The sequence below is a fragment of the Cellulosimicrobium sp. SH8 genome, from assembly GCF_025818875.1.
Classification (GTDB): Bacteria; Actinomycetota; Actinomycetes; order Actinomycetales; family Cellulomonadaceae; genus Cellulosimicrobium; species Cellulosimicrobium cellulans_D.
The window spans coordinates 306271-328173 of the sequence record NZ_JAMXMH010000004.1 but is presented as its reverse complement, the minus strand read 5'-3'; the positions used below and the strand labels follow the sequence as shown (position 1 = coordinate 328173).

General features: G+C 75.1%; 19 protein-coding genes. 9 read left to right on the top strand and 10 right to left on the bottom strand.

Translation table 11 applies throughout. The features are described 5' to 3' along the window. Window positions 1-414: 414 nt before the first annotated feature. On the bottom strand, window positions 415-2085 hold the full coding sequence (locus NF338_RS08095) for a carbohydrate-binding protein (protein WP_264030288.1): 1671 nt from the start codon (window positions 2083-2085) through the stop codon (window positions 415-417). A 156-nt stretch (window positions 2086-2241) separates the two neighbouring features. Further along, the gene (locus NF338_RS08090) at window positions 2242-3486 is read right to left on the bottom strand and encodes an MFS transporter (protein WP_264030287.1); all 1245 of its coding nucleotides are present in this window, start codon (window positions 3484-3486) and stop codon (window positions 2242-2244) included. A 94-nt stretch (window positions 3487-3580) separates the two neighbouring features. Between NF338_RS08090 and NF338_RS08085 the strand changes: the two genes are divergently transcribed. The 3 genes from NF338_RS08085 (at window position 3581) to NF338_RS08075 (ending at window position 7211) form a co-directional block, all read left to right on the top strand. Continuing rightward, window positions 3581-4474: a LysR family transcriptional regulator gene (locus NF338_RS08085; protein WP_264030286.1), complete on the top strand. Its 894-nt coding sequence runs from the start codon at window positions 3581-3583 to the stop codon at window positions 4472-4474. Between the two features lie 243 nt (window positions 4475-4717). Next, complete coding sequence (locus tag NF338_RS08080; RefSeq protein ID WP_264030285.1) at window positions 4718-6331, top strand: ABC-F family ATP-binding cassette domain-containing protein; 1614 nt, start codon at window positions 4718-4720, stop codon at window positions 6329-6331. 91 nt (window positions 6332-6422) lie between these two features. Then, on the top strand, window positions 6423-7211 hold the full coding sequence (locus NF338_RS08075) for a hypothetical protein (protein WP_264030284.1): 789 nt from the start codon (window positions 6423-6425) through the stop codon (window positions 7209-7211). A 7-nt stretch (window positions 7212-7218) separates the two neighbouring features. Here the strand turns inward: NF338_RS08075 and NF338_RS08070 are convergent, their stop codons facing one another. From NF338_RS08070 to NF338_RS08060, 3 genes are read right to left on the bottom strand one after another with little or no spacing between them, the layout of a single operon-like run. Next, window positions 7219-7758, bottom strand: a complete 540-nt coding sequence (locus NF338_RS08070; RefSeq protein ID WP_264030283.1) for a hypothetical protein — start codon at window positions 7756-7758, stop codon at window positions 7219-7221. Window positions 7759-7792: 34 nt separating this feature from the next. Further along, on the bottom strand, window positions 7793-8194 hold the full coding sequence (locus tag NF338_RS08065) for a hypothetical protein (RefSeq protein ID WP_264030282.1): 402 nt from the start codon (window positions 8192-8194) through the stop codon (window positions 7793-7795). A gap of 7 nt (window positions 8195-8201) precedes the next feature. Further along, window positions 8202-9080, bottom strand: a complete 879-nt coding sequence (locus NF338_RS08060; RefSeq protein ID WP_264030281.1) for an RNA polymerase sigma-70 factor — start codon at window positions 9078-9080, stop codon at window positions 8202-8204. Between the two features lie 393 nt (window positions 9081-9473). Here NF338_RS08060 and NF338_RS08055 point away from each other — a divergent pair, with 393 nt between their 5' ends. Together NF338_RS08055 and NF338_RS08050 are read left to right on the top strand one after the other, a co-directional pair. Beyond that, window positions 9474-10424, top strand: coding sequence for an alpha/beta hydrolase (locus NF338_RS08055; protein ID WP_264030280.1), 951 nt, complete (start codon window positions 9474-9476; stop codon window positions 10422-10424). A 23-nt stretch (window positions 10425-10447) separates the two neighbouring features. After that, entirely contained in the window at window positions 10448-11167 is a 720-nt protein-coding gene (locus tag NF338_RS08050) for an alpha/beta fold hydrolase (RefSeq protein WP_264030279.1), read from the top strand. Here NF338_RS08050 and NF338_RS08045 read toward each other — a convergent pair. Both NF338_RS08045 and NF338_RS08040 read right to left on the bottom strand, forming a co-directional pair. Next, the gene (locus tag NF338_RS08045; RefSeq protein WP_264030278.1) at window positions 11139-13454 is read right to left on the bottom strand and encodes an ATP-binding protein; all 2316 of its coding nucleotides are present in this window, start codon (window positions 13452-13454) and stop codon (window positions 11139-11141) included. The genes NF338_RS08050 and NF338_RS08045 overlap by 29 nt on opposite strands. Window positions 13455-13577: 123 nt before the next feature. Beyond that, window positions 13578-14336, bottom strand: a complete 759-nt coding sequence (locus NF338_RS08040; protein ID WP_264030277.1) for an SDR family oxidoreductase — start codon at window positions 14334-14336, stop codon at window positions 13578-13580. A 106-nt stretch (window positions 14337-14442) separates the two neighbouring features. Here NF338_RS08040 and NF338_RS08035 point away from each other — a divergent pair, with 106 nt between their 5' ends. Then, entirely contained in the window at window positions 14443-15090 is a 648-nt protein-coding gene (locus NF338_RS08035) for a hypothetical protein (RefSeq protein WP_264030276.1), read from the top strand. Between the two features lie 61 nt (window positions 15091-15151). After that, window positions 15152-15748, top strand: a complete 597-nt coding sequence (locus NF338_RS08030) for a GNAT family N-acetyltransferase (RefSeq protein WP_264030275.1) — start codon at window positions 15152-15154, stop codon at window positions 15746-15748. 55 nt (window positions 15749-15803) lie between these two features. Here the strand turns inward: NF338_RS08030 and NF338_RS08025 are convergent, their stop codons facing one another. Beyond that, a complete protein-coding gene (locus NF338_RS08025) occupies window positions 15804-16658 on the bottom strand; it encodes an SDR family oxidoreductase (RefSeq protein ID WP_264030274.1) in 855 nt (284 codons plus the stop codon). Between the two features lie 62 nt (window positions 16659-16720). Here NF338_RS08025 and NF338_RS08020 point away from each other — a divergent pair, with 62 nt between their 5' ends. Further along, window positions 16721-17311 carry a TetR/AcrR family transcriptional regulator gene (locus NF338_RS08020; protein ID WP_264030273.1) on the top strand — a complete coding sequence of 197 codons (591 nt, stop codon included), beginning with the start codon at window positions 16721-16723 and terminating at the stop codon, window positions 17309-17311. A gap of 48 nt (window positions 17312-17359) precedes the next feature. Here the strand turns inward: NF338_RS08020 and NF338_RS08015 are convergent, their stop codons facing one another. Together NF338_RS08015 and NF338_RS08010 are read right to left on the bottom strand one after the other, a co-directional pair. Beyond that, on the bottom strand, window positions 17360-18358 hold the full coding sequence (locus NF338_RS08015; protein WP_264030272.1) for a hypothetical protein: 999 nt from the start codon (window positions 18356-18358) through the stop codon (window positions 17360-17362). Between the two features lie 16 nt (window positions 18359-18374). Further along, window positions 18375-19856: a trypsin-like serine peptidase gene (locus NF338_RS08010; protein ID WP_264030271.1), complete on the bottom strand. Its 1482-nt coding sequence runs from the start codon at window positions 19854-19856 to the stop codon at window positions 18375-18377. Window positions 19857-20077: 221 nt separating this feature from the next. Between NF338_RS08010 and NF338_RS08005 the strand changes: the two genes are divergently transcribed. After that, the gene (locus tag NF338_RS08005) at window positions 20078-21892 is read left to right on the top strand and encodes a thioester domain-containing protein (protein ID WP_264030270.1); all 1815 of its coding nucleotides are present in this window, start codon (window positions 20078-20080) and stop codon (window positions 21890-21892) included. Window positions 21893-21903: the final 11 nt, after the last annotated feature.

Here is a 21903-nt window from a genome sequence, read left to right as displayed (position 1 = left end):
ACCACAGGCTCCACAGCGCGATCGGCAACCAGCCGCCGGTCAGCCGGCTGACCAACCTCCCTGGACATCACACCTAGGGCGTGACTCTCGGTGGCGCGCATGCGCAGTCGACGCGCGCGGTGCCGGATGGGCGGCGAGCGGGACAGGTCTGCCTCCAGCGGCCAGGGCGGGCGGCCACAGAACCGGGCGCAAGCCCCTGCTCGAGCCATCCCCGTGCGTGACCAGCCCAGTAGTCGGACCCCGTGAACGCCGCGTTCTCCAGAGCCGCAGGATCGTCCGCGCACCGCTTGACCACGCCGGGACGTCGAGAGACACCCCGAGCGCGCGAAGCGGCCGGTCGGCACGACACCCCCGGCGCGTCGTGCCGACCGGACCCTCGTCGTCCCCGTGAGCTCGTCCTCACGACCGCGCGTCTCAGCCGACCGCGCGGAACGGGCCCCACGAGCCGGTGCCCGGCTCCTGCCCGCGCGACCACCACTGCGCGACCCACACCGCGCCGTCGTGCACGACCGCGTTGCCCGACCGGAACACACGCGTCGGGGTCCAGACGGGCACACCGCGCACGTCGGCGGCCAGCTCCTCCCACGGTCCCCACGCCGCGCCCGGGGTCGTTCCCCGCGCGTACCACTGGGCGCGGAACACCGCGCCGTCGTGGACGACGACGTCGCCCGCGCCGTACGTCGCGCGCGGGTCGTAGGCCGGGGCGTCGATCGGGCCGAGCCGCCCCGCTCCCGCGGAGGAACGGACGATCGCGGGCACGGCCCACGTCGGGTCGACCGTGCCGTGCAGGGTCGGGGTCCAGCGCGCCTCGTCCGCGAGCCGATCCGATTCAGCCACCGAGGCGTTGTAGGCGGCGACGAGGTCGACCGGCTCGCCGTTCACCGTCGAGCCGGCCTCGAAGAGCCGCTCGCCCTTCCACCGTGCGACGATCCGCGCCGGGTCGACGCCCGGGGCGAGCTCGAACGCGTTGTTCTCGGCGTAGATGCTCGAGTCGACGCCCGCGCCCCAGTAGTACTGGAAGATGCCCTCGCGCGTCTGCTCGTAGAGCTCGTTGTAGACGTGCACGTCCCCGAACCGCACGCGCGGGGCGCGCTGCCCGACGTCGGTCCACCGGTTGTGGTGGTACGTCACCTTGTGCTTGCCCGCGTCCTGGGTACGGCTGTCCGAGGAGCCGAGGATCGCCGTCTTGTCGTGGTCGGAGAAGTGGTTGTACGAGACCGTCACGTGGTCCGAGCCGTGCGTGACGTCGAGCAGGCCGTCGTGGATCTCGTACGGGCGGCCGAACACCGTCGGCAGCGACGACGGCGGGTGCTCGCCGTCGTCGAACGTGCTGTGGTCCACCCACACGTTCTCCGACGACCACACCGACACGTTGTCGTACGCCGAGTTCCAGTTGCCCGAGTCGCCGTCGCCCGGGTCCCAGGCGGGGAAGCAGTCGCGCGCGTCGGAGAACGTGACGTTGCGGACGATGACGTTGCGCGCGTCCCGGATCCGCAGGCTCGCGCCCACGACCTGCGCGTCCGTGCCCAGGCCGACGATCGTCACGTTCGACCCCACGTGCTGGAGCGTGCGCGTCGCCTGCTCCGCGGCAGCGACCACGCGCGCGTCCTCGAGCGGACCGGCCGGGTCCACCCACCCGTACGTCGCGGGGTCGTACGCCGCGACGTAGTCGTCCATCGAGAACGGGACGTCGCTCCCCGCGACGGGAACGGTCGCGGCGATCGCCTCGCAGCTGGTCCCGGCGAACGCGTCGACGCGTCCGTCGACGTACACGATGCGGGGCGTCGTGTCGGTCCGCGCGCCGGCCCCGCCCAGCGCGGCGCGCAGCTCCTCCCAGGTGTCGACGACGTACACGCGCTCGGCGCTCGCCGCGCTCCCGCCCGTGATGCCGCCGTTCGCGGCACCCCAGCCGTCGTTCGCCCCGAGCACCTGCCGGCCGAGGTCCGCCGCGCCCGGAAGGCCCGGGGGCGTGCCGTCCTCCCCTGCTGGACCCGTCGCCGCGCTGCTCGTCAGCGCGGTCCCGGTCACCGCCATCACGACCGCGGTCGCCGCGGCCAGCGAACCTCTGACCCACCGTCCTGCCATCACCCAACTCCTTCGTCGGTGCAAGAAACCGGTTTCTCGCCGGTCGGGCCGAGTTTGGCACACGGCGACCGGAAAGCGCTACCCGCGCGGCCGAACCCGGGATCCACCCCCACCCGACGTCCCAGGTGCGGAGCGAGCCCGGGTTCGGCCGTCCGCTCAGCGCCGGCGCGCGAGCCCCGGCGCTGCGACGGCGACGAGGACGGCGGTCGCGGCGGCGAAGACGACGACCATCAGGCGCAGCGGCTCGACGGTCAGCGAGAGCCCGAGGAGCAGCACCGGGACGGCGAGCCCGACGTAGGCGACGAGGAATACCCCCGCGAGCACCTCGCCGCGCCGCTGCGGTTCGGCGAGCGACCCCGCCGTCGCGAGCGCGCCGCGGAAGAGGATGCCGACACCCGCCCCGGCGACGACCGCGCTGGCGACGAAGCCCGGCAAGGACGCGAGCGCGACCGCAACGGCGAGGACGACGAGCCCGGACAGCGTCAGCGCGACCGCGAGCGCCACCTGCCGCGCGGGGGCGAGCCGCCCGGAGGCGAGCTGGGCGAGGGCGGCGGACGCGAACACCGCAGCGGACACGAGGCCGGCGACGAGTCGCGACTCCTCGTGCATGACCGTGGCGAGGACGCTCGGCGTGAGCGACGTGAAGAGCCCGAACACGGCGAAGCCGGCGAACGCGGCCGCGGCCGCGGCGACGAACGTGCCGCGCCCGGACCGGGGCACCGCGACACGCTGCGGGCGGTAGGCGTACCGACCGACGGTGGGCGCGACCGTCTCGGGCACCGCCGCCGCGGCGAGGATCGCGGCCGCGAGCAGGACGGCGAACGCGACATACGGCGTCGTGAGCGGGGCGGGTGCGGCCTGGGCCAGGAGCCCGCCGACGAGCGGGCCGAGCGCGAGGCCGCCGATGTTCGCCAGGCCGGCGACCGCGCTCGCGTCGCGCGAGCCGTCCGGGCGCGCGACCGCGCGCAGCTCGGCGAGGTGGGCCGTCGCCGTCGCGGTGACGGCACCGATCCCCGCCCCGGAGACGAGCCGCGCGGCCACGAGCCCGCCGAGCCCGTCGAGCGCGAGGAACAGCAGCGCCGCCACGAGCTCGGCCGCGAGACCGAGGAGCAGCACGCGCCGGCGTCCGAACCGGTCGCTGAGGTGACCCACGAGGTACAGGCTCGCCGCGACGCCGACCGCGTAGGCGGCGAAGACGACGGTCACGGCGACCGTGGGGAGCCCGTCGCGCACCTGGTAGAGGGGGTAGAGCGGGGTCGGGACGGTCGAGAACGCCATGGCGGTGGCGAACGCGAGCGCCACGACGAGGAAGCCGGAGCCGTGGGAGACGAGTGGACGCCGCCGGGTCGCCCGCGGGGAGGTTCGTGCGAGGCTCGGGGTCTGCGTCGAGGTCGAGGTCATGCGCACCACCGTGCGCCCGGTCGAGTGATCGTGTCCAACGACTTGTCTCGATACTCCTGATCGCCTATGCCGATTTCTCGGGTAGCGTCGCCCCATGGAGACGCGCCAGCTCGAGTACTTCGTCGCCGTCGCCGAGGAGCTGAGCTTCACACGCGCGGCGGCGCGCGTGTTCGCCGTGCAGTCGAGCGTGTCCGCGGGGGTGCGCGCGCTGGAGACCGAGCTGGGTGCCCGGCTGTTCGAGCGCACCAAGCGCGCCGTCGCGCTCACCTCGCAGGGCGAGGCGCTGCTCCCCCGGGCTCGCGCGGTCCTCGACGCGGTCGACGAGGCGCGCGCCGCCGTCGCGCCCGGCCCGCACCTCGTGCGCGGCACGGTCCGGCTCGGGGTCTTCACCAATCTCGGCTACCTCGGCCTGCCGCGCGTGCTGGCGGCGTTCCGCGAGCGTCACCCGGGCGTGGAGCTGCGCCTGACGCCGAGCCCCGCCGGCTCGACGGGTCTCGGCGAGGACGTGCGCCGCGGGGTCGTCGACGTCGCCTTCACGGGGCTGGACCCGCAGGACCATCCGGGCCTGCGGTACACGCGCCTCACGTCCGCGACGTTCGTCGCGGTCCTGCCCACCGGGCACGCGCTCTCCGGGGCCGCGTCGGTCGCGCCGGGCGACCTGGCCGACGAGCGCGTCGTGACGACGCCGCGCGGGTTCGGCAACCGCGTGGTCGCCGAGCGCGCGTTCGCGCACGCGGGCGTCGCGCCGCGCGCCGACACGGAGGTCGCGGACGTCGGGGACCTGCCCGCGTTCGTCGCCGCGGGGTTCGGGGTCGCGGTGGTCCCGGCCGACATGTACGAGCCCGCCGACGGCGCGGTCGCGGTCCCGCTCGACGCGCCCGAGACGTGGTCCCTCGGGCTCGTGACCCGGCCGCACTCGAGCGCGGCTGCCGCCGCCCTGGTGGCCGGGCTCGTGCACGCGCTCGGGACTGCGACGACGCCGCGCTGACCGGGGTCGCTGATAGCATCGGCACGTGCTCATCGAGGTCGACAGACTCTAGCCGCCGAGCCGTCGGCGGCCCGTCCCAGCGCACCCTCTCGCCCCTGGCTCCGTGACGGAGCCCCCGTGGGCGACCCTTCCCGGCTCGTGCCGTGGACTCGTCGTGCCCGGACCCGCCGCACCGCTCCCGCGCCGCCCTGTCCTTCCCCGGCACGACCCTGCCCGCTCCACCGCGGGCACGAGGAGCACCTCATGTCCACCCCGCACCGCTCCGCGGTGACCCTGACCGACCTCACCTTCGAGTGGCCCGACGGCACCGTCGCGCTCTCGCACCTCACCGGCACGTTCGGCACCGGCCGCACGGGCCTCGTCGGCGACAACGGCGCCGGCAAGTCCACCCTCCTGCGCCTCGTCGCCGGCCTGCTCACGCCGACGTCGGGCCGCGTCACGACCACCGGCGACGTCGCCTACCTGCCCCAGACCCTGACCCTCGGGCAGGACGCGAGCGTCGCGCGCCTCCTCGGCATCGACGGCACGCTCGCCGCGCTGCGCGCCATCGAGTCCGGGGACGTGGACGTGCGCCACTTCGACGCCGTCGGCGACGACTGGGACGTCGAGGCGCGCGCCGCGCAGGCGCTCGCCGAGATCGGGCTCGACGGCGTCGGCCTCGACCGGCGCGTGGGCGAGCTGTCGGGCGGCGAGGCGATGCTCGTCGCGATCAGCGGGCTGCGCGTGCGGCGCAGCGCGATCACGCTGCTCGACGAGCCGACCAACAACCTGGACCGTGGCACCCGGGCGCGGCTCGCGGCGCTCGTCGACGACTGGCCCGGGACGCTCGTCGTCGTGAGCCACGACCTCGAGCTGCTCGAGCACATGGACGAGACGGCGGAGCTGCACGGCGGCCGCCTCACCACCTTCGGCGGGCCGTACAGCGCGTGGCGCGCGCAGCTCGACGCGGACCAGGCCGCCGCGGCGCAGGCCGCGCGGACCGCCGAGCAGACGCTGCGCGCCGAGAAGCGCCAGCGCGTCGAGGCCGAGACCAAGCTCGCGCGCCGCGAGCGGACCGCGCGCACCGCGCAGGCGAACCGCACCGGGTCACGCATCTCGATGGGACTGCGCGCGTCCGCCGCGCAGGTGTCCGCCGGCTCGATGCGTCAGGGCCTGGACGCGAAGGTCCAGGCCGCGCAGGACGCGCTCGACGCCGCGGCGGCCCGCGTGCGCGACGACGAGCACGTGCACCTCGTGCTCCCCGACCCCGACGTGCCGCGCGGTCGCCGCCTCGCCGAGCTGCACGGGTCGAACGGGACGGTCGTCGTGCAGGGGCCCGAGCGGGTCGCGCTCGTCGGTGCCAACGGGACCGGCAAGACGACGCTCCTGGAGAACCTGCTCGCCACCCGCGCACCCGAGCCAGGGCGCGCGGGTGGGACGCTGCTCACCGACCGCGTCGGCTACCTGCCGCAGCGGCTGGACGGGCTCGACGACGCCCGCAGCGCGCTCGAGAACGTGCGCGACGGGGCACCGGGCGCGGCGCCGGGCACGATCCGCAACCAGCTCGCGCGCCTGCTCCTGCGGGGGTCGAGCGTGGACCGCCCGGTGTCGACGCTGTCGGGCGGCGAGCGCTTCCGCGTCTCGCTCGCCCGGCTCCTGCTCGCCGACCCGCCCGCCCAGCTCCTCGTGCTCGACGAGCCGACGAACAACCTCGACGTGCGCAGCGTCGACCGGCTCGTCGAGGCCCTGTCCGGCTACGCCGGCGCGCTGCTCGTCGTCAGCCACGACGACGGCTTCCTCGCCCGGCTCGGCGTCGACGTCGCGCTCGAGCTGGGCTCGGACGGGGCGCTCCGCCGCGTCCCCGTGCCCGGCCGCTGAGCCCGGCCCCGGGGCGTCCCGCTCGCCGGGGCGCCCCGGGACCGGCGACGATGGGCCGAGAGACGGTCGGCCGCGCCGGGGAGGTGCACCCGTGGACTGGTACACCGAGCACGTCGTCGACACCGGGCGCGCGCCCGCGCTGTTCGCGCTCGTGGGGTTCGTCGTGACGTTCGTCGTCGTGCGGTCGATCACGCGCCGCATCCGCGCGCGCCGCGAGGCGGGACCGCCTCCCGACCCCGGTCCGGCCGCACGACCCCGGCGCGCCCTCCTGGGCGACGTGTCCGTCGGGGGCGTCCACGTGCACCACCAGGTCTGGGGCATCCTCCTCGTCCTGCTCACGGGGATGCTCGAGTTCCGGTACTCGCCCGGGCACCCGTGGTCCGAGGTGCTCGCGCTCCTGTTCGGGGCGGGCGCCGCGCTCGCGCTCGACGAGTTCGCGCTCTGGCTGTTCGTCGACGACGTCTACTGGTCCGAGGAGGGCCAGCGCTCGATCGACGCGATCCTCGTGGGCGGTGCGCTCGGAGGTGCGCTGCTCCTGTCCGCCTCGCCGATCGGGGTCACGTCCGACGGCTCGCAGGGCGGCTGGCTCGCGTACACGGTGACCGTCGTCGTCCACCTCGCGCTCGCGTTCGTGTGCATCCTCAAGGGCAAGCTCGCGACGGGCCTCGTCGGGATCGTCGTCCCGGTCGTGGCGTTCGTCGGGGCGGTCCGGCTCGCCAAGCCGACGTCGCCCTGGGCCCGACGGCGGTACGCGCAGCGGCCCCACCGGCTCGCCCGCGCACAGGCACGGTTCGGTGCGCGGTACCGGGCGCGGTGGGAGCGGGTGCGCACCCTCGTGGGCGGTCGTGCCGACGACGACCCGTCGCGACCGGCGGCGTAGCGCGGCGTCAGGCCAGGTCCGGCGCGTCCCGCACGACGGCGGCCATCGCGGCCGTGGCGGCGGCGTCGTCGTCCGCGTACGGCCAGTCCGGGCACGCCGCGCGCGCGTGGTCGTTGAGCGCGCCCAGCACGTCGAGCGCCCGGGTGCCCACGGCGCGGGCCTGCGGCGTGAGTCCGCCCCGGATCTTGAGCTGGCCGAGCACGATCGCGACCTGCGCCCGCGCCTCCGCCGCGAGCGCCGCCTCGTCCAGCGCCCCGGAGCGGAGCCCGTCGGACGCGGCCGCGCGCCCGGCCACCCAGACGTCCTCCGGCACCCCGAGGTCCCAGGCCGCGAGGAGACCGTCGACGAACGCGGGCAGCGCGTCGTCGCGGCCGTCGGCCGCGTACCACTCCTCGAGGTCCCGCAGCGCGTCGTGCCCGGAGTCGTTGCCGAACGGCGAGAAGTCCTCGCCCTCGTCGTAGAACGGCTCGGGCGCGAGGGACACGAACGCGGGGTGGCTCGTCGTGGGTGACAGGCCCTCGTCGCGGTCGTCGAGGTAGAGCGTCATGGGGAGACACTAGACCCCTGCCGGTCCGGGCGTCTCAGTCGCGATTCCACCGTGCGAGCTTGGACGGGCTGAGCACGACCCACGCCTCGCAGACCCGGTCCGACCGCACCGCCACGCTCACGACGCCCGTCACGACGCCGTCCTGGCGCACCACGAGGCCGTCCGCGCCGTTGACCGAGCGCACCGCGACCACGACCCCTGGCCCGGGGCGCAGGACCCGGCACAGCGCCCGCGCCGTCTCGTCGCCGCCCTCGGCGAACCCGGGCGTCGCGTCGTCGCTGCCGGCGGCGTCGACCCACAGGGTCGCAGCGGGCTCGACGAGGGCGCGCACGGCGTCGCGGTCTCCCTCGCCCGTCGCGCGGTGGAGCGCGGCGACGACGCGAGCGTGCTCCGCCCCGGCCGCACCAGGTCTCCTCGACCCGTCTCGCTGAGACATGCGCCGACTACGCGGAGACGGCCGCGAGCTTCTGCGGATTCATCATCCACAGCACGCGGTCGATGCCGTCGACGGTGGCGCGCACCGTGAGCACGGCGAAGAGCTGCCCGTCGTGCGAGAGCTTGACGGCCGGGTGGCCGTTGACGTCGGCGGGCTCCACGTCGACGCCCTCCCAGAAGCGCGCCGCGAACGCGTGGTGGTACTTCGCGACGCGCGGACGCCCCACGACCGGGAACTTCGACGCGCGGACCGCGCCGCCGCCGTCGGAGTAGGAGATCACGTCCTCGGCGAAGAGCTGCTCCAGGAGCGCGACGTCACCGGCCTTCGCCGCCGCGACGAACGCGGTGAGCAGGCGGCGCTGGGCCTCCGGGGCGACCGGCGCGCGGCGCTCCTCCCCCAGGTGCCGGCGCGCGCGGCTCACGAGCTGGCGCACGCTCGCCTGCGAGTGCCCGATGATCTCCGCGATCTGCTCGTACGGGTAGTCGAACGCCTCGCGCAGCACGTACGCCGCGCGCTCGGTCGGGGTGAGCTTCTCGAGGAGCATGAGGAGCGCGACCTCGAGCGCCTCGCCCCGCTCGGCGCCGAGCGTCGGGTCGGCGCTGGTGTCCACGGGTTCGGGCAGCCAGGGGCCGATGTACGTCTCGCGGCGCACGCGCGCCGACTGGGCGACGTTGATCGCGAGCCGCGTCACCGTCGTCGTGAGGAACGCGTCGGGGTTGCGCACGGTCGAGCGGTCGTACGTCTGCCAGCGCACCCACGCGTCCTGGAGCACGTCGTCGGCCTCCGCCGCGCTGCCGAGGATCCGGTACGCGATCCCGAACAGCCTGCGCCGCGCCGCGCTGAACTGCTGCTCCGCCACCGTCAGGTCCGCCGCCCGCCCGTCCACGTCCGCCATCCTCGCCCCGCCCTCGTGTCGCCGTCACCCCCGGCCGCTCGGCCGGACGCCCTTCCCCCACCCGACCGGACAGGGCCGTGATCTGTGACAGGGCAGGACGCACCGTCGCGCACGGGTCCGGCGGCGGGTGGGACCAGCCGCGATCTGCTTGGCGCGTACCCGCGGAGGGCCGCCTGAAACCCGGTGCTCCCGCTCTTACCTCACGACTCGACCGGACCCCTCCGACGTGCGTCGTCCTGCTGCACCCGTTCGACCGGGCGCGCGCCCGTCCTGTGACACGCGTGCGCGGAGCGCGAGTCCTGCGTGCGTTCTTCGTGGTGCCCGGGCCCGCGGGTTCGCAGGCTGGAGGAGCAGGGGATCCATCGCACCGAAGGAGAGAAGACCATGAGCGAACCCGTCCTGGAACCGGAGGCGCAGGCGTTCGCCGACGCCGTCGCGACCCCACCGTTCGTCGACGAGCTCGGCCCGGAACGCGCCCGCAAGGTCCTCGACGACCTGCAGGCGCAGCTCATCGAGATGGCCCAGGTCGAGGAGACCTGGGTGACCGTCCCCGCGGGCGACGGATCGGTCCGCGTCCGCGTGGTCACGCCTCGCGGCACGACCGGGACGCTGCCCGTCGTGCTCTACCTGCACGGCGGCGGCTGGGTGCTCGGCGACGCCGGCACGCACGACCGCCTCGTGCGCGAGCTCGCCGTCGGCGCCCGCGCGGCGGTCGCGTTCGTCGAGTACGACCGCTCGCCCGAGGCGCGCTACCCGGTCGCGCTCGAGCAGGGCTACGCGGTGGCCCGCTGGATCACGACGCAGGGCGCGGCGCTCGGTCTCGACGCGTCCCGCCTCGCCGTCGCGGGCGACTCGGTGGGCGGCAACCTCACGGCCGCGCTCACGCTGCTCGCCAAGCAGCGGGGCGACGTGACGTTCGTCCACCAGTCGCTGTACTACCCCGTGACGGACGCCGCGCAGGACACGGCGAGCTACCGCGAGTTCAAGGACGGCCCGCACCTCACGGCGCGGGCCATGGCGTGGTTCTGGGACAGCTACCTGCCCGACGTCGACCGCCGGTCCGAGATCACCGCGTCGCCGCTGCGCGCCTCGCTCGACGACCTCGCCGGGCTGCCGCCCGCGTTCGTCGTCGTCGACGAGAACGACGTCCTGCGCGACGAGGGCGAGGCGTACGCGCGGCGCCTGCTCCAGGCCGGCGTCCCCACGACGAGCCTGCGCTACAACGGCACGATCCACGACTTCATGATGCTCAACCCGCTGCGCCCGACGCGTGCCGCCACGGCCGCCGTCGAGCAGGCCGTCCACGTGCTGCGCACCGCGCTCGGCACCCTCTGACCACCCCGAGAGAAGGAAGAACCATGTCCACCACGAAGCCCATCGTCCTCCTGGTCCACGGCGCGTTCGCCGGCTCCGACAGCTGGGACGGCGTCGTCGAGCGCCTCCTCGCGCAGTCGGTCGACGTCGTCGCGATCGCCAACCCGCTGCGCTCCGTCACGGGCGACGCCGAGTACGTCCGCGACGTCGTGGCGGCGATCGGCCGCCCCGTCGTCCTCGTCGGGCACTCGTACGGCGGCATCGTCGTCACCGGTGCCGCGGCGGGCGTCGACGCCGTCAGGGCGCTCGTCTACGTCGGGGCGTTCGCGCCCGACGCCGGGGAGTCCGCGCTCCAGCTCTCGGGCAAGTTCCCCGGCAGCACGCTCGGCGAGACCCTGATCGGCTACCCGCTGACGAGCGGCGGGAACGAGCTGCGGATCCGCGGCGACGCGTTCCCGTCGCAGTTCGCGCACGACGTCCCGGTCGAGCGCGCCGTCGTCATGGCGGCCGAGCAGCGTCCCGTCACCGAGCTCGCGCTGAGCGAGGGCCTGCCCGGCGCCGAGGCGGCCTGGCGGCACGTCCCGTCGTGGTTCGTCTACGGCGAGGAGGACAAGAACATCCCCGCCGAGCTCCAGCGCTTCATGGCCGAGCGTGCCGGGGCGCGCGCGAGCACCGCCGTCGTGGGCGCGTCCCACGCGCTGTCGGTCTCGCGCCCCGCGGAGGTCGCGGCGACGATCATCGACGCGGTCGCCGCCGTCTCCTGACGGTCCGACCCGTGCGGCCCCCGTCGCCCCGGCGACGGGGGCCGCCGTCGACCGCGCCACGCACCAGCGCGCCCGCGGCCCGCGCCGCGGCGAGTCCCTCGGTGTCGCCCGACCCCTCGAAGAGCTCGACCGCCCGGGCCAGGTCGGCGCGCGCGCCCGCGTGGTCGTCCTGCGCGCGCCGGGCGTGGGCGCGGAACACGTGCATGTGCGCCGCCGACGGGTGCGCGCCCTGCGCGAGGAAGCCCGTGATCGCCTCGTCCGCGACGCGGCGCGTGGTCGCCCAGTCCTGCCGGTCGAGGCTGATGCGCGCGATCGTGCCGAGCGCGTGCAGGGCGGTGAACTCGGCGACCTGCCCGCGCGGCGCGGTGCGCGGGTCGCGCACGAGCGCGACGACGTCGCGCAGGTGGGCGATCGCCTCGTCCGCGCGTCCCAGCGCGGCGAGCCCCTGCGCCCGCTGGAACAGCGCCTGCGGCAGCCCCTCGCGGTCCTCCGCGCGCCGGAAGAGCGCGATCGCGTCCTCCGACGCGGCGACGCTGAGCGCGTGGTCGCCCCCGGAGCTCGCGCACCAGCCGACGTAGTAGGCGGCCCACGCGCGCAGGTCCGGGTCGCCGACCCGGTCAGCGACCTCGCGCCCACGCTCGGCCGCGGCCGTGCCCGCGGCGACGTCGCCCCGGCAGTGGACCTGCGCCCACGCGAGGTAGCCGAGGTGGGTCGCGAGGAGCGCGTCGTCGCCGAGCGCCTCGGCCGCCGCGGCCGACGCCGCGTAGACCTCGTGCCAGTGTCCCCAGTAGGGCCACAGGTCCGAGAACCAGTGCAGGGCCTCGGCGACCTCGACCACGACCTGATGGTCACCGCTCCCGCCCGCGCGGCCCAGGGCGGCGAACCACGCCGCCGACTCGTCGGTGAGCCAGGCGCGGGCTTCCTCGCCCGTCGCCAGCCCGACGACGTCCTCCGCGTCAGCGGACCCGTCGCCCAGGACGTCGGGCTCGAACCACCGGCCCGCCCGGACCGCGGTGCGCAGGAGCCACGCGTCCGCGGCGTCGCGGACGCCGGCGCGGACCTCGGCCGGCTCCTCGTCGGCGAGCGCGCGCTGCGCGTAGAGGCGCAGCAGGTCGTGCAGCGCGTACCGGTCGTGCTCGGCCGGGCGGACGAGGCTGAGCGACACGAGCTCGTCGAGCAGCTCCTCGGTCGTCCAGGCCGGCTCCTGCGCGAGGGTCGCGGCGAGCCCGGTGCCGACGTCGCGCCCGTCGGCGAGCGCGAGGCGGCGGAACAGCCGCTGCGCGGCCGGTCCGAGCTGGTCGAACGAGAGGTCGATCGCCGCGCGCACCGAGAGGTCGCCGGCCGCCAGGGCGTCGAGGCGACGGTCCGCGACCGCGAGGCGCGAGGCCAGCGCGTCCACGGTCCAGGTCGCCCTGCTCGCGAGCCGGTTCGCCGCGATGCGCAGCGCGAGCGGGACGTCGTCGCACAGCTCGGCGAGTCGCGCGAGGTCGGCCGCGGACGCCTGCTGCTCCGGGATGATCCGCGCGAGCAGGGCACGCGAGTCGCCGGAGGTGAGCCGCTCGAGGTCGACCCGCACGACGTCCTCGAGGCCCTCGAGGCGTCGCCGGCTCGTCACGAGCACCGCGGCGGGGCCCGTCGACGGGAGCGCGGCGCGCACCTGCGCCTCGTCGTGCGCGTCGTCGAGCACGACGAGGACGCGCCGACCCGCGAGCAGGGCCCGCAGCCGGCCAGGGTCGTCGCTGCCCCGGGTGCCCGTGCCGACGAGGGCCTGGACGAGCCGGGAGACCACGGTGCCCGGGCGCACGACGTCGGGCGCGGTCCCCGCGAGCTCGAGGAAGAGCTGGTCGTCGAACTCGGCCTGCAGCCGCTGCGCCACGCGCACGGCCAGGCTCGTCTTGCCGTACCCCGGTGGACCCGTGACGACCACGACGGGCGGCTGCTCGCCGGGTTCCGCGCGCAGCGCCCGCGTCACGCGGTCGAGCTCCGCCTCGCGCCCGGTGAAGTCGGCCGCCCCGCGCGGCAGCGGCAGGCGCCACCCCGGCTCGGGACGGGCCCGGCGACGTCCCTCGCGCGCGGCTCGCAGGACGAGCGCCCGGTCGTGCTCACCGAGGCCGAGCGCGTCGACGACGGCCAGCATCGTCCGGTGCTGGGGGCCGCGGGCCGCGCCGCGCTCGATGTCGCTAAGGGCCCGGTCGCTGACGCCGGAGAGCTCGGAGAGCCGCTCCAGGGTCAGGTCGGCGGCGAGCCGGAGCCGGCGCACCGTCGGGCCGAGTGCTTCCGTGTCCATGCGCTCCTCGCCGTCGTCCCGCAGGGTGACACGTCGTCGCGCCGGGCGGGCGACCCCCACGCGTCCTCGCGCGAGGACGCCCGCCCGGCGATATGGGCCGAGTGCTCTCGGCCGCCCCGTCCGCTACCGCGTCGCCACGGACTGCTGCGTGCGCCAGTCCGCGAGCCGGGTGCCGCCGAGCACCGCGCCGTCGCCCGGCACGAGCGAGCCCTCGGAGAGCGGCGCACCGAAGTACCGTGCCTCCGGGTCGGCGACCACCTCGCGCGGGTCGTCGAGCGACACGAGCGTGGTCCGGACGAGCTCGTCGAGCCGGTAGACCTCGGGCCCCGCGACCTCGACGATGCCGCGCACCGGCGCGCCCGTGGCGACGTCCGCGACGGCGACGGCCACGTCGGAGGCGGCGATCGGCTGGAACAGGACCGGCGCGAGGTGCACGACGCCGTCCTGCGTGGCGCCGTCCGTGATCGACTTGAGGAACTCGAAGAACTGCGTCGCGTGGACGATCGAGTACGGCACCGGAGAGCCCGTGATCAGCTCCTCCTGCGCGATCTTCGCGCGGAAGTACCCGCTCTCCGTCAGGCCCTGCGTGCCCACGACGGACAGCGCGACGTGGTGGCGGACGCCGGCCTTCTCCTCGGCCGCCAGGAGGTTGCCCGTCGAGGTGCGGAAGAACTCGAGGACCGCCTGGTCCTCGAACGACGGCGAGTTCGAGACGTCGACCACGACGTCCGCGCCCTCGAGCACCGCCGCGACGCCCTCACCGGTGAGGGTGTTGACGCCCGAGTTGGGCGAGGCGGGCACGGCCTCGTGGCCGCGGTCCCGCAGCACGGTGACGAGCTTCGAGCCGATGAGCCCCGTACCGCCGATCACGACGATCTTCATGGTGTCCTCCTGTCGCTGCGTGCGGCGCGTGCCGCCCTGTCACCCCTGTCGACCGGGCGGGGGCGCCTCCTGTGACACGTCGAGGGATGCCCCGTAGCCTCGCCGGATGACCGTGCACCGGGCAGTCGTCGGGTCGACGAGCACGCGACGGGGCGCTCGCCGCGCCACGGCGGCCCTCGTGGCGGCCGCACTGAGCCTTGCGATCGCCGCGTGCTCCTACGGCGGGTATGACCTCGAGCCCGACCAGGCGCCCCGCCCCGACCCCCGGGCGAAGGTGGAGGCGGCCCTCGATGGTCTGCGGGTGGCACCTGGCGTCCTGGAAGCGAGCCTCGACGAGTTCGGTGGCACGGCGGATGCGGGCTACGTCGCCACGGCCACCGTCCGGGTCCCGACCTGGCAGGCTCCTGAGACGGAGTCGGTCGTCACATCGGTGGCTGCCGTCGCCGACGACCTCTACGAGCTTGGTGTCGACCTGCGCACGGTCGTCGCCACCGAGACCGTGTTCGTCGAGGTCTTCGCGACCTCTCCCCTGCTACCGTCCGACGTGCTCTCGATCGCCGTCGACGCCGAGACGGACCCCGGCACCGCGGTCCTGTACACCGAGTCCCGCCCGCTGGCACCCGACCCCGAGGACAGGGACATCGTCGTCATCAACGTGAGCGCGGCGTCCGGTGGCGGCGCCGAGAGATTCCGTTCCCACTGGCACGAGGTCCTCAACGCGTTCGGCACCCGCAAGGTCGTCCTCGAGCTCTGAGCCCTCCACGCCTCCGCATCGGACTCGGCCCGGGGCCGCGACGCGTGCCAAGGTGGACCTCATGCCCGAGACCGCCGCCGTCCGTGACGACCCTCTGGCGCGGGTCGCCTGGCCCGTCGCGACCCCGCGCCTCACGCTGCGCCGGGCTCGTCCCGAGGACGCCGACGCGCTCTTCGACTACCGCAGCCTGCCCGCGGTGGACCGACGGCTCTCCCAGCGCTTCACGAGCGCCGAGGAGTGGCGCGCGCATCACGGTGACCCCGACCGGCTCGCGACCACGCTCGTCGTGGAGCGCGACGGCGACGTCGTCGGCGACCTCTACCTCGCGGTGCGCGACGGCTGGGGCCAGCGCGACGTCGTCGACCGCCCCCGCCCGGACGAGGCCGAGATCGGGTGGGCGTTCTCGCCGTCGCACCAGGGGCGCGGGTACGCGACCGAGGCCGTCCGGGCCCTGCTGACGGTGTGCTTCGACGACCTCGGCCTGCGCCGGGTCGTCGCGAACGCGTTCGCGGACAACGAGCCGTCGTGGCGGCTCATGGAGCGCGTCGGCATGCGGCGCGAGGGCGTCGGCGTGCGGGACTCGCTGCACCGCGACCTCGGCTGGGTCGACGGCGTGACGTACGCGCTCCTCGCCGACGAGCCGCGCGGCGGCGCTTGACCCTCACGCGACGTCAGTGCCCACGCTGGCCGCAGGATCGCGGCCTCGACGCCCGCTACGACGCTCCCGACCGCGCCGCGCGCCACATCGCGACGACGTCGCGCGCTCCGTAGCGCAGGTAGGACCGCTGCGGCCGGGTGCCGCGCACCAGCGCGTCCGTGCCGCCGTCGCCGTACACGACCTGTCCCGTCGTGAAGCGGTTCTCCGCCGCGACCAGGTGAGCGAGCAGGTGCGCGACGGGCGCGACCGGGCCGGGCGCCCCGAGCGGCTGCGGGAGCGCCGTCTCCAGGAGCGCCCGGTCGCGCTCCCAGGTCCGGGTGACCGTCTCGGTCGCGACGATGCCCGGCGCGACGGCGTTGAGGACGATCCCCGCACCGGCCCACTCCTCGCGCACGGCCGTCGTCCGCACCCAGTGGTTCAGCGCGATCTTGCTCGACCGGTAGAGCTGGCTCGCCCGTCTGGTCCGTACCAGGTGTCGTGCGGTCGCGAGCGCCCGTTCCTCGTCGCCGCGCGCGCAGGCCCGGACCAGCGTGCCGCTCCCCCGGTGGAGCGTCGAGGACGACGACACCACGACGACGGCCGGTGCGGTGCCGGACGCGAGCACGGGCCGGAGGCCGTCGAGCACCTCGACGGTGCCGAAGTAGTTCAGGGCGACGGTCTCCGGTCGTGGCGCGCCGGACCCCGCGACCGCGACGACGGCGTCGAACCGGTCGTCCGTCAGGCGACAGACCTGCTCGACCAGCGCCGCGCGCCCCTCCCGGGTCGTGAGGTCGGCGCGGACGTCGGCGCCCGGGCCCACCCCGCACGCGACGACGTCGCCCGTCCGGGCGAGCAGTCGGGCGACCTCGCGCCCGAGGCCGGAGTCCGCGCCGGTGACGACGTAGCGACGGGGGCGGTTCGGTGGCTCCATGGACCCACTCTGCCACAAACTACAGATCTGCATACTGTGCCTCTGGCGGCTAGGCTCCTCGCGTGACGAGCGAGAACGGCCACGACGCCCGCAGACGACGCACCCACGAGGCGATCCTGGCGAGCGCGGGACGACTCTTCGCGGCGCAGGGGTTCGCCGGCACGACGGTCGCCGAGGTCGCACGCGCCGCCAACGTCTCGGAGCGCACGTTCTACCTGCACTTCCCCACCAAGGAGGACCTCCTCTTCGACCACGTGCACGCGTTCACCGAGCTCGCGTGGCGGGTCGCGGAGGAGTCGCGCGCGCCGTCGGCCGCCGCCCGGGTCGACGCCGCGGTGCGAGCGCTCGTCGACGCCGCGACGTCGGACGGCGCCCTCGTCGCCCAGGCGCGCGCTCGTGCGGCCCTGGGCGGGAGCGGTCGCGTGCCCGCCTCCCTCGTCGCCCGGCTCTCGTCGCTCGCCGCGGGGCTCGCCGACCGCGTCGCACGCGGGACGCGGAGCCCGCTGCGCGACGTCGCCCCGATGGTCGGTGCCGCGGTCGGCGCCGTCGAGGGCGCCGGGCTGGCCCTCGCACGCGAGACGGGCGACCCCGCGGCCCTGCGCTCGGGGATGCTCGCGGCGCTGGACGCCGCGCTCGCCGGCTTCCGGCACTGAGCAGACCGGCGCCCTGACCGCGTGGCGCGCGGCCGACGTCGCGCGCCCTCACGCCTGCCGTCGCACGCGGTCGGCACGCCGCACCGGGCGGCTCGCCCCGCCGTCCCCCTCCCGGTCGAGGCGAGCGAGGAGGGCCGCGAGCGCCGCGGCGATCGGCTGTCCGGTCGCGTACTCGACGAACAGCCACTGCCCGGCGGGGTTGATCTCGAGGAACACGTAGTCGCCCTCGGGCGTGCGGCGCAGGTCCACCGCGCCGTACCAGAGCCCGAGCACCTCCATGAGGCGCAGGAGCCCCGTGGTGACGTGGTCCGGGAGATCATGGGCCGTCGTCGGGCAGTGATGGGTGTCGACCCGGAAGTCGTACGCGTACCCCGACTCCTCGGTCCGCAGCTCGGCCGCGAACAGGTCGGTGCCGACGACCGTCACCCGCACGTCCGAGCCCGCGACCGCCTCCTGGAAGATGACCGGCGCGTATCGCACGCTCTCGATGAGGTCGAGGTCCGCCTCGCGCACGGGACGGGTCTCGCGCCACGTCGCGGGCGTGCCGCTGAACGGCTTGAAGATGACGCGGCCCGGCTCGCGGCGCAGGAACTCGCGCGCGCGGGCCGGGTCGTTGGTCATGCACGTGCGCGGGACGCGCAGGCCGAGGCGCGAGGCCACCTGGAGCTGCCACATCTTGCGCGAGCCCGCCTCGTCGCGGTCCGGGTCGTTGACCCACGTCGCGGGCAGGCACGACCACAGCCCGGACACCGCCGCGGCGACCTCCCCGTGGGCGAACCCGCGGTCCTGGGGCGAGCGGACGTCGTCGTGCAGGGCGAACGGCTGCGGGCGACGCCACCACATGGCGCGCAGCCCGGTGGCGTCGACGGCGCTCACGCCGTCGCCGTCGGTGTCGACCCAGTCGGCGCGCCACCCGGTCGCGTCCTGGGCGGACGTGAGCGACACCGCGCGCGGGGCGTGCCCGGTGTCGAGGAGGACGTGGGGAGCGTCGAGCGCGCCCAGGTGGCGGACGACCTCCGTGGTGTGGAGGTCGTCCGCGTGGGACACGATGCCGATCATCGGGTCACTGCCCGGCCTGGAGCTGGGTCAGGGCCGCCTCGACGGCCTCGAGGGTCGCCCGCGCCTCGGCGACGGCCTCCACCAGCGCACCGACGACGTCGACGGGGGCGCCCTCGTCCTCCTCGTCGACGAGCGACTCGGCACCCTGGACGAACGGCCGCGCCCCGGCGAGCGCACCCGCCTGGACGAGCCGGCCGATCGCGGGGTTCACGACCGGGTCGAAGAGGTCGCCGGGGTCGAAGATCCCCTCCTGGAGCGTGTCCCCAGGTCCCGTGCCGACGTCGCCCGCGAACCCGGTCGCGACCGGGGTGTCCGTGGCGAACCGCGTGTCGGCCTGGAAGATCGAGTCCAGGGCGCGCGGGGTGCCGCCCTGGTCCCGGAGGATCGCCGTCCCGATCTGGTCGGCGACCGTGTGGGAGTCGGCCTGCTTGATCGTGAGCACGTCGACCGCCCGCGCCGTGTCGGCCGCGCGGAGCGTGCCGACCTGGTCGGCTGCCCGGACGGTCGCGATGACGTCCTGCGCCAGCGACGTGAGGACGTCGTCGGCGACGGCGGTGCGCGACCCGTGCGGCAGCGCCTGGAGCGTCGGCGACACCGCCCGGATGCCCGCGATCGCGGTCCCGAAGTTGGAGCCGGTGCCCGACGCGTTGCAGCCGCCGTTGGTGTGCACGCCCACGAGCTCGCCCGTCGGCCCGAGGATCCCCGACCCGGAGTTGCCGCCGAGCGTGTCGATGTCGTTGTAGCGGACCTGGTTCGTCGTGACGGTGGTCGCGGGCCCGGCCTCGACCCGCTTGGGCATCCCCGCCGGGTGGCCGATGATCGCGAGCATGTCCCCGACGGCCGGGTTGGCGGTCGCGACGGCCGTGAACCCGTAGGTGTTCCCCGGGTTGCCGCCGACACGCACGATCGCCATGTCGAGCCCGCCCAGGCGGTACTCGACGAGCGCGAGGATCGGGAAGCTCACCTCGGCGCGCAGCACCCCGCCCGGGTCCACCTGGTAGAGCACGTTGATGTGCATGCTCGTCGCGATCTGCTGCGGCGTGACGACCTGCATCGAGCCGTTCTGGCGGGGCAGGACCCACCCGTCGGCGGTCTGGTCGAAGAGGTGCCCGCACGTGAGCACCAGGTCCGGGGCGATGAGCGTGCCGCTGCCCCAGCGGACGCCGTCGACGTTGCCGGGGTTGGTGAAGACGCCGCCGAGCCCGGTGTTCCACTGCACCTGCACGGCCTGCTTCTGGTGGGCGTTGACGTACGCCTGCGTGACGCCCAGGGTGCCGTCGTACTGCTCGACGGGCTGGGAGTCGTCGGTGGCGCCGCAGATGGACTCGAGCATCTCGGCGTACGTGGGCTCGTCGCCCGCGATGGACTCGAGCGTCAGCGGGATCCGCTCGGGGAGCGGCGGGTAGAGCGCGTCGACGGTGTCCGGCGTCTCCGGCACCTCGCGCCGGGTCGGCTTCCGGGACGTCGACTTCCTGGTTCCAGGCATCGGGTTCCCCCTCGGTTCGGTCCCCCTGCACCTGGAGGGAGCGGGCGGACCAGCGTCTGGTGCGAGCACCGGGCGGGTGAACTCCCCGTCGGCCGCGGTGCCGGTCTTCGCCCCCCGCCGGGCGCGCCCCGTGCCTCGACGGCCCCGTGACCACTGGCGGCCCGGCGAGCGCGGTGGGACTGTGGGAAGCGCTGAGTGCTGGGACGCGAGGGGGAACCGCTGTGCGCGACGAAACGTTCTCGACCACCCGAGGCGGCCGTGCGCGGCTCCTCGCCTGGCTCACGGCGTTCTCGCTGCTCGTCGCCCTGGTCGTGGCCGCCGCCCCGACGGCGCGCGCGATGCCGAACCCGGACGGCGGCGCCGCCGGGCCGCGCGGCATTTTCACGGAGCTGTCCATCACCGCGCTCGGAGCGGGACAGGCCGTGGCCGGCTTCACGGCACCGGACGGGTTCGACCCGCTCGCGGGCTATCCGACGGACGTGCCCGCTGGCTCGACGCAGGACGACGCCTCCTTCGCGGGCACGATCCAGGTGACCGACACCGTGTCGGGCCAGACGGCATTCACCTACTGCATCGACCTGCTCACCGACACGGAGGTCGGGGTCAACTACGAGCTCGGGACGTGGGACGAGGCGAACGTCCCGAACCTCGGCTACATCGGCTACGTCCTCGACGGCTACTACCCGATCACGGCCGAGCCTGCCGGGGCCCCGACCGACGCGGCACGCGCGGCTGCCGTCCAGTCCGCGATCTGGTTCTTCTCCGACTCGTACGTCCTCGCCACGACCGACCCGCTACGCCCCCTCGTCGCCCAGATCGTCGCCGACGCGCTCGCGAACGGACCCGCCCCCGAGCCCACGCCCCCGACGCTCGACGTGACGCCGGAGACGCTGGCCGCGCCCGCGACGGGCGAGATCGTGGGTCCCTTCACCGTCGAGTCCGACGGCCCGGCGACCATCCGGTCGTTCGGCGTCGAGGTGTTCACCGACCCGGACGGGACGAGCCCGCTCGCCGACGGGGCCACCGTCGAGCCCGGCGCGACGCTCTGGGCGCGGATCGCCTCGGAGACGGGGCCGCACGGGTTCGTCCTCGAGAGACAGGTGACGGTCCTCGAGAGCACGGTCTACCTGTACGACGGGACGAACGCTGGACGAGAAGCCGCGCAGAAGCTGATCCTCGCTCAGCCGAGCGAGCTGACCCGCCGGGCCGGGGCGCTGCTCGAACCGTTCGCCGCGGGCTCGCTCGAGGTGACCAAGGTCGTCACCGGCGACGGGGCCGGCCTCCAGTCCGAGGTCACCCTCGACGTCGTGTGCACCTCCCCCGACGGCGAGGACAGCGTCGAGCACACGCTCACGGTCCCCGCGGGGGCCGCGTCGGGCGATCACGCCCAGGTCATCGGTGGCCTGCCGGTGGAGTGGTCGTGCGTGGTGACGGAGACCGACGACGGCGACAACGGCCTCGTCGTCGTCACGAGCACCAGCACCGTGCCCGAGTCGGTGCTGATCAGCAACGGCGACACCGTCGAGGTCACGGTGACCAACACGTACGACGTCGCGACCGGAGGGCTGCGCGTGAGCAAGTCCGTGGCCGGGCCCGCCGCGGGCTCCCAGGGACCGATCACGCTCGTCCTGACCTGTGACGACCCGGAGGGAGCGTACGACCAGCAGGTCGAGCTCCCGGGCCGGCTCGCGGGCGGCGACCACGTCGCCCTCGAGCTCGAAGGCATCCCCGCCGGCACGACCTGCACCGTCGAGGAGACCGCGGGGGGCGCGACCGGGAGCACGCTCCTCACCCAGACCACGGTGACCCCCGAGAGCGTGACGATCACCGAGGACGAGACCGCCGAGGTGCTCGTGTCCAACACGTACGACACCGCGCCCACCCCCACCCCCACCCCCACGCCCACCACGCCGGGCGGCGCGGGCCCGGGCGGGCTCGCCTCCACCGGCGCGGACACGGCGTCGCTCCTGGTGCTCGCCCTCCTGCTCGTGGTGGGCGGCGCTGCGACGGTCGTGCTCCTGCGACGCCGCGCCTGACCGGAACGGCG

What these genes read in the sequence shown, in the direction of transcription:
- NF338_RS08095 (WP_264030288.1), bottom strand. Translation starts at nt 2,085, where the DNA reads ATGGCAGGACGGTGGGTCAGAGGTTCGCTGGCCGCGGCGACCGCGGTC.
- NF338_RS08090 (WP_264030287.1), bottom strand. Translation starts at nt 3,486, where the DNA reads ATGACCTCGACCTCGACGCAGACCCCGAGCCTCGCACGAACCTCCCCG.
- NF338_RS08085 (WP_264030286.1), top strand. Translation starts at nt 3,581, where the DNA reads ATGGAGACGCGCCAGCTCGAGTACTTCGTCGCCGTCGCCGAGGAGCTG.
- NF338_RS08080 (WP_264030285.1), top strand. Translation starts at nt 4,718, where the DNA reads ATGTCCACCCCGCACCGCTCCGCGGTGACCCTGACCGACCTCACCTTC.
- NF338_RS08070 (WP_264030283.1), bottom strand. Translation starts at nt 7,758, where the DNA reads ATGACGCTCTACCTCGACGACCGCGACGAGGGCCTGTCACCCACGACG.
- NF338_RS08065 (WP_264030282.1), bottom strand. Translation starts at nt 8,194, where the DNA reads ATGTCTCAGCGAGACGGGTCGAGGAGACCTGGTGCGGCCGGGGCGGAG.
- NF338_RS08055 (WP_264030280.1), top strand. Translation starts at nt 9,474, where the DNA reads ATGAGCGAACCCGTCCTGGAACCGGAGGCGCAGGCGTTCGCCGACGCC.
- NF338_RS08050 (WP_264030279.1), top strand. Translation starts at nt 10,448, where the DNA reads ATGTCCACCACGAAGCCCATCGTCCTCCTGGTCCACGGCGCGTTCGCC.
- NF338_RS08045 (WP_264030278.1), bottom strand. Translation starts at nt 13,454, where the DNA reads ATGGACACGGAAGCACTCGGCCCGACGGTGCGCCGGCTCCGGCTCGCC.
- NF338_RS08040 (WP_264030277.1), bottom strand. Translation starts at nt 14,336, where the DNA reads ATGAAGATCGTCGTGATCGGCGGTACGGGGCTCATCGGCTCGAAGCTC.
- NF338_RS08035 (WP_264030276.1), top strand. Translation starts at nt 14,443, where the DNA reads ATGACCGTGCACCGGGCAGTCGTCGGGTCGACGAGCACGCGACGGGGC.
- NF338_RS08030 (WP_264030275.1), top strand. Translation starts at nt 15,152, where the DNA reads ATGCCCGAGACCGCCGCCGTCCGTGACGACCCTCTGGCGCGGGTCGCC.
- NF338_RS08025 (WP_264030274.1), bottom strand. Translation starts at nt 16,658, where the DNA reads ATGGAGCCACCGAACCGCCCCCGTCGCTACGTCGTCACCGGCGCGGAC.
- NF338_RS08010 (WP_264030271.1), bottom strand. Translation starts at nt 19,856, where the DNA reads ATGCCTGGAACCAGGAAGTCGACGTCCCGGAAGCCGACCCGGCGCGAG.